The sequence below is a fragment of the Flavobacterium sp. N2038 genome (genome assembly GCF_025947185.1).
Taxonomy (GTDB): Bacteria; Bacteroidota; Bacteroidia; order Flavobacteriales; family Flavobacteriaceae; genus Flavobacterium.
The window spans coordinates 1,198,775-1,211,378 of the sequence record NZ_CP110001.1; the positions used below are offsets into that span (position 1 = coordinate 1,198,775).

At 32.6% G+C, this 12,604-nt stretch carries 13 protein-coding genes; 5 read left to right on the forward strand and 8 right to left on the reverse strand.

From position 1 onward, the window contains the following. Positions 1-17: 17 nt before the first annotated feature. Positions 18-1,244, reverse strand: coding sequence for a Glu/Leu/Phe/Val dehydrogenase dimerization domain-containing protein (locus tag OLM51_RS05335; RefSeq protein WP_264553346.1), 1,227 nt, complete (start codon positions 1,242-1,244; stop codon positions 18-20). Positions 1,245-1,395: 151 nt separating this feature from the next. After that, a complete protein-coding gene (locus OLM51_RS05340; RefSeq protein WP_264553347.1) occupies positions 1,396-1,971 on the reverse strand; it encodes a chalcone isomerase family protein in 576 nt (191 codons plus the stop codon). A gap of 480 nt (positions 1,972-2,451) precedes the next feature. Here OLM51_RS05340 and OLM51_RS05345 point away from each other — a divergent pair, with 480 nt between their 5' ends. The 5 genes from OLM51_RS05345 to OLM51_RS05365 all read left to right on the forward strand — a co-directional run bounded on the left by OLM51_RS05345 (position 2,452) and on the right by OLM51_RS05365 (position 6,432). Further along, the gene (locus tag OLM51_RS05345; protein WP_213258801.1) at positions 2,452-3,594 is read left to right on the forward strand and encodes an acyl-CoA dehydrogenase; all 1,143 of its coding nucleotides are present in this window, start codon (positions 2,452-2,454) and stop codon (positions 3,592-3,594) included. A gap of 141 nt (positions 3,595-3,735) precedes the next feature. After that, on the forward strand, positions 3,736-4,713 hold the full coding sequence (locus tag OLM51_RS05350) for a M20/M25/M40 family metallo-hydrolase (protein ID WP_264553348.1): 978 nt from the start codon (positions 3,736-3,738) through the stop codon (positions 4,711-4,713). 36 nt (positions 4,714-4,749) lie between these two features. Beyond that, a complete protein-coding gene (locus OLM51_RS05355) occupies positions 4,750-5,427 on the forward strand; it encodes an SDR family NAD(P)-dependent oxidoreductase (RefSeq protein ID WP_264553349.1) in 678 nt (225 codons plus the stop codon). Positions 5,428-5,454: 27 nt separating this feature from the next. Further along, complete coding sequence (locus OLM51_RS05360; protein ID WP_264553350.1) at positions 5,455-5,808, forward strand: four helix bundle protein; 354 nt, start codon at positions 5,455-5,457, stop codon at positions 5,806-5,808. A 12-nt stretch (positions 5,809-5,820) separates the two neighbouring features. After that, complete coding sequence (locus OLM51_RS05365) at positions 5,821-6,432, forward strand: SprT-like domain-containing protein (protein ID WP_264553351.1); 612 nt, start codon at positions 5,821-5,823, stop codon at positions 6,430-6,432. 143 nt (positions 6,433-6,575) lie between these two features. On the opposite strand, the gene OLM51_RS05370 is transcribed toward OLM51_RS05365, so the two are convergent. The 6 genes from OLM51_RS05370 to OLM51_RS05395 all read right to left on the reverse strand — a co-directional run bounded on the left by OLM51_RS05370 (position 6,576) and on the right by OLM51_RS05395 (position 12,595). Beyond that, complete coding sequence (locus OLM51_RS05370; RefSeq protein ID WP_264553352.1) at positions 6,576-7,337, reverse strand: ABC transporter ATP-binding protein; 762 nt, start codon at positions 7,335-7,337, stop codon at positions 6,576-6,578. Continuing rightward, positions 7,337-8,083, reverse strand: a complete 747-nt coding sequence (locus OLM51_RS05375; RefSeq protein ID WP_264553353.1) for an MlaE family ABC transporter permease — start codon at positions 8,081-8,083, stop codon at positions 7,337-7,339. Before OLM51_RS05375 ends, OLM51_RS05370 begins: the two co-directional genes overlap by 1 nt. Positions 8,084-8,164: 81 nt before the next feature. Then, complete coding sequence (locus OLM51_RS05380; protein ID WP_264553354.1) at positions 8,165-9,013, reverse strand: glycosyltransferase family 2 protein; 849 nt, start codon at positions 9,011-9,013, stop codon at positions 8,165-8,167. Between the two features lie 102 nt (positions 9,014-9,115). Then, a complete protein-coding gene (locus OLM51_RS05385) occupies positions 9,116-9,637 on the reverse strand; it encodes a methyltransferase (protein WP_264553355.1) in 522 nt (173 codons plus the stop codon). 139 nt (positions 9,638-9,776) lie between these two features. Continuing rightward, a complete protein-coding gene (locus tag OLM51_RS05390) occupies positions 9,777-10,835 on the reverse strand; it encodes a 3-oxoacyl-ACP synthase III family protein (RefSeq protein ID WP_264553356.1) in 1,059 nt (352 codons plus the stop codon). A gap of 230 nt (positions 10,836-11,065) precedes the next feature. Continuing rightward, positions 11,066-12,595 (reverse strand): DUF6770 family protein, encoded by a 1,530-nt coding sequence (locus OLM51_RS05395; protein ID WP_264553357.1) that lies wholly within the window; start codon positions 12,593-12,595, stop codon positions 11,066-11,068. Between the last annotated feature and the right edge of the window lie 9 nt (positions 12,596-12,604).

Consider the following 12,604-nt stretch of genomic DNA (forward strand, 5'->3'; position numbering starts at 1 on the left):
ATAAAGTATAAAAAAAATTACACTAATTGTTTCAATGCTATTTCAAAAGCCGTTGCACTAATATTAGTTTTTGATGCGCTTAAAGCATGTGCTTTTACAATCGCATTTTTTATAGTTTCAGAAGTATCATTAAAGATTGCCTCGTCTGTCATTTGAACTTTTTTCTCCATGAAATAAGCAAAAACTCTTGCCATTCCGCAGTTTGAGATAAAATCCGGAATCAAACTTACTTTATGATCCACTTCTTCCATAATAGATCCGAAGAAAATTTCTTTGTCAGCAAAAGGAACATTGGCTCCGCATGAAATAACTTCTAAACCATTTGAAATCAAGTTGTCAATTTGGTTTTGAGTAACCAATCTTGATGCTGCACAAGGGGTGAAAATTTCAGCACCAATAGTCCAGATTTTAGAATTGATTTCTTCAAAAGGAATCATATTTTCGGCTACTAATTTGTTACCGTCTTTATTTAAAAACAAAGTTCTTATTTCTTCAAAAGAAAACCCTTCTTCTTTAATTAATCCACCATCGCGATCAATAATTCCGATAACTTTTGCTCCCATTTCAGCAAGATAAAAAGCAGCTGCAGAACCAACGTTTCCAAAACCTTGTACGATTGCTTTTTTACCTTTTATTTCTCCTCCATAAGTTGCGTAGAAATGACGAACAGCTTCAGCTACGCCATAACCAGTTATCATATCAGCAACAGTATATTTTCTGGTAACATCCGGAGAGAATTTTGGATTTTCAATTACTTTAATAACACCTTGACGTAATTGACCAATTCTATTGATTTTGTCTGCTTCAGTAGGTTTAAAATGCCCGTTGAAAACTCCTTCCTGCGGATGCCAAACACCACATTCTTCTGTCATTGGGATAACTTCGTGAATCTCGTCAACATTCAAATCACCACCAGTTCCGTAGTAACTTTTTAATAGAGGAGAAACTGCTTTGTACCAACGTTGTAAAACTCCTTTTTTGCGAGGATCATTAGGATCAAAATTTATTCCAGATTTAGCGCCCCCAATTGCAGGTCCGGAAACTGAAAACTTAACTTCCATTGTCTTAGCCAGAGATAAAACTTCGTTCATATCTAAGCCCTTTCTCATTCTTGTTCCTCCGCCGGCAGCTCCTCCACGAAGTGAATTAATCACAGTCCATCCTTCGGCTTCTGTTTCAGAATCTTTCCAGTTAAACACAATTTCAGGTTCCTTATTTTCAAATTGTTGTAATAAATCTTTCATTTTGTTGAGATATGTTTATTTTGCGTAAATATATAAAATAGAATAATGCGAATAATGTATTTTGTTTCAATTTTGATGAAGAAAAAAAAGAAAGCCGAAAACTATAAGGTTTTCGGCTTTCGAATTTCGAAATTTTTTAAGAATTTCTAAGTTATATTCCCAATAAATGTTTTTTCAAAGCTTCGTCTACTGGTTTGTCTGAAAGCCAGATTCCGAACAAGGCCTGTTTGAAATCAAACCCAGGTACTTTTCCTTTTACAACATCGTTTTTAATAACATTTGTTGTTTGATCAAGTGGATTATACCATAATATAAAAACATCTTTTTCTGTAATAGCATCGTTTAAGTAACTTTTAAACTGCTCAATTCTTGGACGTAAAGACTCAAGATTGCTTCCTGCAGATTTTTCAAAACCAGTATTCATTGCTTTTGTCAGTTTGCCAGAAGATACCATAGATGAGGTAATTTCAATTCGGACTGCCATTTCGGTATCACTGTCGATAATGAATTTTGGATCCTGACTTAGTTGAGATAAATAAAGCGCCTGAACATAAACTTCCAACCACATTTTTGATCTTCCGCCGGCACCATTTAGCTGCATTGTTTTGTTTTGTATTTCAATTTTTCTTGGAACTGTAACGCCGTTTACTTCTAGTTGAGTTTGTGCAGAAACGGTCGAAAATTGTAAACTAAAAACGAATGTAAGTAGTAGTAAAGTCTTTTTCATATTCTATACGAGGTTATTTTTTTTAGGCAAAAATACTTTTATTTTCTAAATTCTGAACTCTAAAAATACATGTTTTTTACATAAATGTAACATTTTTGTAATTTGTATTTATTTAGTAATCAAATTAGTAAGAGTTGTTTTACGTACATTTACGGGATTAGATTGTTGTTGCTTTTTTTGTCGAATTTATTTTACTAAAACTTTAGAAACATGCGTTTTTATGCACAATTAAATTCTTAAATTTTAAAGAAAACCTTGCGGTATTAATGCAAGTTATTGAAAATTTCAGAATAATCACGAAAACGTTATCGTAATTATTGCTGATCTATTAATTTTATATGCATGCATTGTTAATTTGAGTTATAAAAATTATCTTTGGGAGCCTTTTTTAAAAAGAATAATTAAAAAAACAACCAAAAACATCTCTGATAACAAAGTTTTCGATTTTGGTTATCAAAAAACAATAAAACTAAGAAGACTATGGATTTTAATCTAACTGAAGAGCATTTAATGATTCAACAAGCCGCTAGAGATTTTGCTCAAAACGAATTGTTACCTGGAGTTATTGAACGCGACGAGAAACAAATTTTTCCAACCGAACAAATAAAAAAAATGGGGCAATTAGGCTTCATGGGAATGATGGTTGATCCTAAATATGGAGGAAGTGGACTGGATGCAATTTCATACGTAATTGCAATGGAAGAAATTTCTAAAGTTGATGCATCAGCTTCTGTAGTAATGTCTGTTAATAATTCATTAGTTTGTTGGGGTCTACAGGAATTTGGTACTGAAGAACAGAAACAAAAATATTTACCGGGATTAGCTTCAGGTGAAATTCATGGTGCATTTTGTTTAAGCGAGCCGGAAGCCGGAAGTGATGCAACTTCTCAAAAAACGACTGCAGTTGATATGGGAGATCATTATCTGGTAAACGGAACAAAAAACTGGATTACCAACGGAAATACAGCTTCAGTTTATTTAGTGATTGCACAAACGCATCCTGAATTAAAACATAAAGGAATCAATGCTTTGATTATGACCAAAGATATGCCAGGTTTTTCTATCGGTCCAAAAGAGCAAAAAATGGGGATTCGTGGTTCTGATACACACTCTTTAATGTTTAGTGATGTAAAAGTTCCAAAAGAAAATAGAATTGGAGAAGACGGTTTCGGATTTAAGTTTGCAATGAAAACACTTGCCGGAGGACGTATCGGAATTGCTTCTCAGGCTTTAGGAATTGCTTCAGGAGCTTATGAATTGGCATTGAAATATTCAAAAGAGCGTAAAGCTTTTGGAACTGAAATCTGCAATCATCAGGCAATTGCTTTTAAATTGGCAGATATGGCAGTTAATATCGAAGCAGCTCGTCACTTGTGTATGAAAGCAGCTTGGGATAAAGACCAACATAAAAACTATGATGTGAGTGGTGCAATGGCAAAATTATTTGCTTCGCAAGTGGCAATGGACACAGCTGTAGAAGCGGTTCAGATTCACGGAGGAAATGGTTATGTAAAAGAGTATCATGTAGAGCGTTTTATGCGTGATGCAAAAATTACTCAGATTTATGAAGGAACTTCAGAAATTCAAAAAATTGTAATTTCAAGATCAGTTATTGCGGGATAAACATTGCCCTTTATTAAAATACAGAGAAAACCCTTTCAGCTTTTTTAGCTTCGAAAGGGTTTTTTAATTTTTTTTTGTTACTTTTCAGACAGATAATTATATAAATCAATATTCAATTTTATAAAATCAAGCTTTCATTTTATGAGAAAACTATACTTTCTTCTTCCTTTTGTAATGTTCGGTTGTAAATCCAATAATTCGACAGTAGCTGAAAAAACATCGAATACAAGTGAACAATCTACTAAGATTACTTATCAGGTCTCGCAAACAGATGTTTCAGATTTCTTAAAATACCTTTCGTCAGATGAATTAGAAGGGCGTGAAACCGGAACAAAAGGAATTGAAAAAGCCGCCGTGTTTTTAGAAAATTTCTTAAAGAAGAATAATGTAAAGCCTTATTTTAAAACGTACCGTGATACTTTGACCAATTTTGAACCGTCTGCGTTCAATATTGTTGGAGTAATAGAAGGAACAGATCCGGTACTTAAAAATGAATATGTTGTTTTGAGTGCTCACTATGATCACATTGGTTTAGAAAAAAAGCAACAAGCAGATGTTATTAATAACGGAGCAAACGACGATGCATCCGGAGTAACTGCAGTTGCTCAAATGGCTAAATATTTTGCAGAAACAAAATCAAATAAACGAAGTATTCTGGTTGTGTTTTTTGCCGGAGAAGAAAAAGGACTGTTAGGGTCTAAGAGTCTGGTGGAGAAACTTAAAAAGAAAAATTTTAATTTATATACTCAGTTGAATATCGAAATGATAGGAGTTCCTATGAAACGCGATTATCTTGCATATATAACCGGATTTGATAAATCTAATATGGCTGCGAAAATAAATGAATATACGGGTAAAAATACGATCGGGTTTTTGCCAAAAGAAGCAGAATATGAATTGTTTTACAGATCTGATAATTACTCTTTTTTTGAAGCTTTCAGAAAACCGTGTCAATCTATAAGTACATTTGATTTTGAGAATTTTGATTTTTATCACCATGTTTCGGATGAATTTAAGCTAATGGATACTGCACATATTACTTCATTTACTCAGGAGTTACTTCCGGCTGTAACACGTATTGCGAGTTCGCCGACACAAGAAATTACAATGAAGAAATAATAGAGCTATAATTTTGGTTTTGCTTATTTTTGCTGCATGAAAAATATTATTGTTACAGGATCGAGTAGAGGAATTGGTTATGAACTGGCCTTGCAATTTGCAAATGCCGGAAATCAGGTTTTAGCTATTTCCAGAAAAACACCAAAAGCACTTTTAGAACATCAAAATATAACCTGTCTGTCTATTGATTTGGCAGATGAAAAATCTTTGGAAGAAGTAGATCATTTTCTTTCTTCAACCTGGAAAAAAGTTGATGCGGTTGTGCATAACGCCGGAGCTTTATTATTGAAGCCTTTTGCAGAAACAACGCAAGCTGATTTTGAAAGTATTTATAAGGTGAATGTATTTGCAGTTGCAAATCTTACCAGAATTTGTCTTCCGTATTTACAAAAGGGGAGTCACGTTGTAACCATTAGTTCAATCGGCGGGGTAAGAGGAAGTTTGAAATTTGCAGGTTTAGCAGCTTATAGTTCAAGTAAAGGTGCGGTAATTACTTTGACAGAATTGCTTGCAGAGGAATATAAGGAACGAGGTATTTCGTTTAATGTTTTAGCCTTAGGTTCTGTACAAACCGAAATGCTAAATGAAGCTTTCCCAGGTTATCAGGCACCAATTTCTGCAGAAGGAATGGCAACTTACATTTATGATTTTACTCTTAACGGAAATAAATATTTTAATGGAAAAGTATTGGAGGTTTCTTCAACGAATCCTTAGTTAGTTATAAATTATGAGTTATGAATTATGAGTGAGAGTATTGTAAAAACCAAAAGTTTTGAATTAGCTATTAGAGGTGTTAATTTTTATAAATGGTTAGTTGCTGAAAAGAAAGAATTTATAATGAGTAAGCAATTTTTGCGTTCTGTTACTTCTGTAGGTGCAAATGTTCGTGAAGCTGTAAACGCACAAAGTAGAGCTGATTTTATTCATAAATTATCCATTTCTCAAAAAGAATGTGATGAGTCAATGTATTGGTTGGAAATTCTAAACGGAACAAATTTTATTTCTAAGAATGAGTTTGAATCAATGCATCAACAATGCAATGAGGTTTTAAAAATTATCAAGAGTATTATAATCACATCAAAAAGTAACTCATAATTCATAATTATTTTGAGCGATACATTAGCCAAATATATTCCGGAGCATGCTGTAAAGCCTGTTTTTGATTTGATTGTTGCCAATCAGGTTCATCTTAAAATCGTAAATGAGCGCCAAACGCGTCATGGCGATTACAGACGTGGGCATACTGGTAAACATGAAATAACGGTTAATGCAAGTTTGAATAAGTACAGGTTCCTGATTACACTGATTCATGAGATTGCACATTTGGTTGCTTTTGAAAAATTTGGACGAAATATTAAACCGCACGGAAATGAATGGAAGTATTCTTTTCAGCGTTTAATGGTGCCTTTTATTAGGCCAGAGATATTTCCTAGTCAATTATTACCATTGTTGGCAAGACATTTTAAAAACCCTTCTGCAAGCAGTGATACAGATACAACTTTATCATTGGCTCTGAAACAGTTTGATAAGGAAAATGATAAAAATTATATTTTTGAAATTCCGTATGGAAGTGTTTTCAGAATTAACAATGGGAAGATTTTTAAGAAACTGGCTGTTAGAACCAAACGTTTTGAATGCATCGAAATAAGTTCTGGAAAAACGTATCTTTTTAATCCAAACGCTGAGGTAGAATTGGTAAATACAAATAAAGTACAATAAAGAATCCCGGATTCTGGAATGAAATTTCAATAAAAAAAATCCCAAATTCCAATCCCATACAAAAAAACTCAATAAAAAAAATCCAAATTCCAACTGCATTAGTATTGGAATTTGGATTTTTATATTTTTGGATTTTAAGACTTTTAGCCCTTCAAATACGCTTCTCTTACTTTTTTGAATAAGTTTGAAGAGTAAACAAATTTAACAATGTCTTTGTTATCTGTTCTGAAGATTTCTTCTTTGGTTCCCTGCCAGGCTTTCAATCCTTTTTTTAAGAATACGATATTCTCTCCAATTTCCATCACAGAGTTCATATCGTGAGTATTAATTACAGTTGTAATGTTGTATTCTTCTGTGATCTCCTGAATCAAATTATCAATCAGGGTTGAGGTATTTGGATCCAGACCTGAATTAGGTTCGTCACAAAATAAATATTTTGGATTATTTACAATCGCACGGGCAATCGCAACACGTTTTTGCATTCCTCCTGAAATTTCAGAAGGCAGTTTTTTATGTGCGTCTACCAGATTTACTCTCTCTAAAACAAAATCAACACGTTCTTTAATTATTGCTTTGTTGTTGTTGGTGAACATTTTTAAAGGAAAAGCAACATTCTCTTCAACGGTCATAGAATCAAATAAAGCACTTCCTTGAAAAACCATTCCGATTTCAGTTCTTAATTCTCTTTTTTCTTCCGGAGTCAAATCAGAATAAACTCTTCCGTCAAATTCAATTGTTCCTGAATCCGGCGTGTGAATTCCCAATAACGTTTTTAATAAAACCGTTTTTCCAGATCCACTTTGTCCAATAATCAAGTTGGTTTTTCCAGTTTCAAAAACGGTTGAAACCCCCTTTAAAACTTTACTGTCACCAAATGATTTTTCTATGTTTTTTACTTCGATCATTATCCTAATAATAATTGAGTTAATATATAATTAAAAAGAATGATACAAACCGATGTCCATACAAACGATACCGTACTTGCTTTACCAACTTCTAGTGCACCACCTTTCATGTAATATCCGTGAAATGACGGAATTGTAGCTAATAGCATTGCAAAAATTAAAGTTTTAATAAAAGCATATGTAATATGAAAAGGAATAAATTCCATTTGAGCACCCTGAATAAAGTCCTGACTAGTTGAAAATCCGCCATATGCGCAAGCAAGCCATCCTCCAAAAATACCTAAGAACATACTAATTCCAATTACAAAAGGATACATTAGTAAAGCTATTATTTTTGGAAAAACAAGATAGTTTAATGAGTTAACCCCCATAACTTCTAGAGCATCAATTTGTTCTGTAACACGCATTGTCCCGATACTTGAAGTAATGTAAGACCCCATTTTTCCGGCCATAATTACCGAAATAAAAGTAGGAGCAAACTCCAGGATTACAGATTGACGTGTAGCAAAACCAATTAAGTATTTTGGGATTAAAGGATTAGTTAAGTTTAATGCAGTCTGGATGGCAACAACTCCTCCAATAAAGAAAGATATAAAGCAAACAATTCCAAGAGAGTCAATAATAAGGTCATCAATTTCTTTGAAAATTAAATTTTTCATGACAGGCCATTTGGTCTGTTTATTGAAAATTTCTTTCAGCATTAAAAAATATCTCCCTATTTGGGATAAATAACGAATTAGCATCATAAGTTTTACAAATATTGGCTAAGGTAAAAATAAGTTATGAGTTTTGGGTTATGGGTTCCCGTTTTTCGGCTTTTTTACCAATCAAATTAATTTTTGTTTCATTTTTTGAAAGCGGTACTTTCTTATAAATTTAGCTTGCTCAGGAGTAACTAATAAAGGTGTTTTTGCTTTTTTTGCTTTCAAAAATCCTTTGATATAGTCAAAAAATAAGAAAGGTTTTTTCTTCATCATCGCTAGTTTTGCCGAAGCAATCGACGTAATCCAAAAACCATATCCTAAAGTATAAAAAGCCTCGCCTTGTTTATAACGAGCTGTTTTGTTGTAATTAGCGCCAGTTGGTTTCAGGTGTTTTACATGTAAAGATTGGTCTGTAACTACTTTCCAGTCATAAAATTTGCAAAGCAGTTCATCTACAGTATCCCATCCCATTGCAGGTTTTAACCCTCCGATTTGTTGAAATGTTTCTTTGCGATACGCTTTTAAAGCACCGCGAATATGATCTTTATCGGTTAGGTTTTCCAGAATCCATTCGCCATTTTTATCAATATAGCAGAATCCACCAACCATTCCAACTCTAGAGTCTGATTTGAAATGTTTGATTATGGTTTCGAAATAATCAGTTGGAAAAATTAAATCGCCATCTATTTTTACAATAATATCATATTCTGAATCTAAAGTTTCAAAACCTTTTTGAAAGGCTTGAATAACTTTACTTCCCGGCATATGAATGGCATCTGAAGTTTTGTTTACAATAGATATAAACGGATTTTCTTTTGCAAATCCCAAAACGACTTCTTCTGTTTTATCTGTAGAATTATCATTTACAACGACAATTTTTGCAGGTAAAACAGTTTGCGAAACCAAAGATTGCAAAGTCAGACCTATAAGATCTTGCTCGTTGTGTGCGGGAATGACGATGTAATATCTCATGTTAAATTACAATGCTTAAATTCCAAATTCCAATTTTAAAAATAGACTTAAATTGGAATTTGGAATTTTATTTTTGAGTTTTCTGTTTTTGGGAATTGGCTCTTAGGCTCTTTCCGCATAAACGATATAATATCTGTTTGTAAAGCGGCGTAAAAATGGTCTTAAACCAAATTTTTTAACCGGGTTTGTCCATTTTTGTCTGTCGATGATTTTCCAGCCTGTTTTTTCTAAAAGCCAGTCCAGTTGCCAGTCTTCAAATTCATGATAATGTCTGTCCCACATATCTGTTTTTGAACGATAAGCAGGAGAAAACCATAAACGCATCGGAATTGAAATTAAAAGTTTATCTGATTTAATTTCGTTTAGAATTGTAAACGGATTTAATAAATGTTCGAAAATTTCAAAAGCAGTTACAACCTCAGAATTTGTATTTTTTAAACTGTCTTGATTTAAATCTAAATCCTCGCCAGTAGTGTTTTTTACTGAATATCCTGCTTCCTTCATGATTTTTGAAAACGGATTTTCAACTCCTAAATCAAGGATAGTTTCAGATGTTTTGATATGTTTTTGTAAAAATTCTAGAGTAAGTTTGAATCTTTTATTCGGAAACGTTTTTTCGTACATTATATATGTTTTAAACAGCAAAGGCGCAAATATACTAAAAAGTCCGCATTTTTAAGATGCGGACCTTTTTTAGTTTTCGGGTAATAGTCACAGTTTTCAGTTCTCAAACTGTTGGTTGAGCTAAATATAGCAACTTTAATTAGTATCTGTAAACAAATGCATTAACGTTCATTCCTGCTCCAACAGAAGCAAAAATAATTACATCGCCTTTGTTGATTTCGTGATTTTCAATTTTGCCTTGCAGAATCAAATCATATAAAGTAGGTACCGTTGCAACACTGCTGTTTCCTAGATCATGAATACTCATTGGCATAATGTCTTTTGGAGGAGTTTTGTCGTATAGTTTGTAAAAACGGGCAATAATGGCTTCATCCATTTTTTCGTTTGCCTGATGAATAAGAATCTTTTTTACTTCATCAATTGAAATTCCACTGTTGTCTAAACAGCTTTTCATTGCACATGGGACATTGCTTAAAGCAAATTCGTAAATCTTACGTCCATACATTTTGATGTATTTAATATCCGGATCTAAATCTGGATTGTACGATTTTCCAAAATAAAGGAAATTAGCTTCTTCATTTGCAAAAGTAGCACTTTCGTAAGATAGCAAGCCAGATTCATCAGTTGATGCATCTAAGATTGAAACTCCGGCTCCATCAGAATAAATCATAGAATCACGGTCGTGATCATCTACAACTCTTGATAAAGTTTCAGCTCCAATTACCATCACTCTTTTTGCCATTCCGGATTTAATGAAAGCATTTGCCTGAAGTACTCCTTCAATCCAGCCCGGACATCCAAAGAGAATATCATAAGCCACACATTTTGGGTTTTTAATACCCAATTTGTTTTTAACTCTTGTTGCTAAACTTGGTAAAATATCAGTTTGATGCGTTCCGGTTTTTACGTCACCAAAATTATGGGCAAAAATAATGTAGTCTAAAGTTTCGGCATCGATTCCGGCATTTACAATTGCTTTTTGAGCAGCAAAAAAAGCTAAATCTGATGCTGTATATTGAGGTTCGGCATAACGGCGATTTTCAATTCCCGTAATACCTTTAAATTTTTTTATTACGACTTCATTCGGATAACCAAAAGGGGTTCCATCTTCATTCAAAAAAATATGCTTGTCAAAATCTGTGTTTTTTACTTCTAAATTAGGAATGTAGCTCCCAATGCCAATAATTTTTATTTTCATTTTGCCCTTAATTATCCAATATATTTCATGCTAAAGTATAAATAAAAATATGATAACCACTATAAAAAATACTATGCGCGCATATAATTGTGGAATAACGATTTTTTAAATGATATATTGTTTATTTTTTAATGATTTTTTAATTTAACTGAGATTTCAAACGATTTAGAATGTGTCAGGATTGTTTTTTTTCTAAAAAAAAGAGCCACTTTTAAAGTGGCTCTTTCAAATTATTTAATGTTTAGCTTCTCCAGATGAAGATTTATGCTTTTTAATTTTTTGTCGTATTCTAATAATAATACGTTACCAATTTTTGCTGGTAATACTCTAAAATCTTTACTCTCATTTTCTAGATAGATTTTATCTTCAGACAATTTACCTTCATCATAAATAATAGTCTTGAAAGCATTTTTGTTTTTCTCTCCTTTAGTTCTTTCATAATCTATAAAGCATGCGTAAAAACGATTATTCTTTTTGTCAATTTGTGTATATTCATAATCAAATGCTCCGTAAGATTTTAGTGCATGGGCATTTAATTGCGGACTTCCAAAATCTGTTAAACTAGGAGCTCTTGATTTTCCTTTTTCAAATTCCTGAATTCCAAGTAATTTAAAATCTGAATTAAATTTAAACACGACAGAATTAGTAATTGTAAGTTGCGTTACACTATTTCCTCCACCTAAAGCAGCCATAGCAATTCCGCTCGCACTTGCAGTTCTTTTGTAGAATTCACCAATAGCATAATATTCATTGCTTTGGGTTCTAACTATATTATGAAAATAGATATATCCTTTATCTTGGACATAGTTACCATCAGTTTTTGTGATTTTTGCGACATCATCTTTCCAGCTTATAAAGTTTTCAGCCAAAGTTTTTCCTGTTACATCTATTACTTCTGTTGATAAACCCAAACTTTTGTCATCAAAAATATTATCACCTTCTTTGAAATATTCTCCCATTAAAAGAAGATTGCTGTCTTTGTCCAAGAAAGCATTTGTGATTAATTTCGGTTTACTATTTTTACTATATTCTTTTTCAAATAATAATGTACCGGTATTAATGTCTAAAACCTTAGTTCTAATTGTTGTTTTTCTAGAAAGTGCACTAGCTCTTGCCATTTCTATTGCAACAACATATTTGTCGTTTGCTTCGATAGGGTTTATCATTACAATTTCTTTCGAATCTTCAGGAGAGTTGTACTCCCAAGCTTTTCCTCCGTCAGTTGGATAATATTTTAAAGAGTATCCAATTTTTTTATTGTCTTCTAATTTATTAAAAAGGAATCCTTTGTTTTCGACCGGTAAAATAATATTAAAATCACCAGTTTGTTGCAAATATTGTAAATAACGAACTTCTTTACTTTCTAATGGAATGTCGATAGCAGGCATTTGTTCTGCTTTTTTATCAAACATTAATAAGTTGATTTTTTTCTCCTTGTAGTTAGCAAGGGCAAACATCATTTGCTGGTTGTTAAAACTACTTTTCATTAGAAAAGTATTTTTCTTATCAACGTAAGTTTTTTGAGCAACTTCAGTTAAATTCTTATCCAGAATTTTAATAGCAAACTCACGGTCGCCATTTTTTAGTTTATCCAGTTGGTAGAAAAAGTAATATCCGTCAACATCATTTTCTTTGTTCATGATGGCACCAGAATTCTTTACTACAAAAGTATTAACTTCGTCGATCTTTTTGGTTTGAGCAAATGAAAGGACTGTTAAGAAACAGACTATTGCCAGTGTAATAACTTTGTTTTTTTTCATGTTTTGATA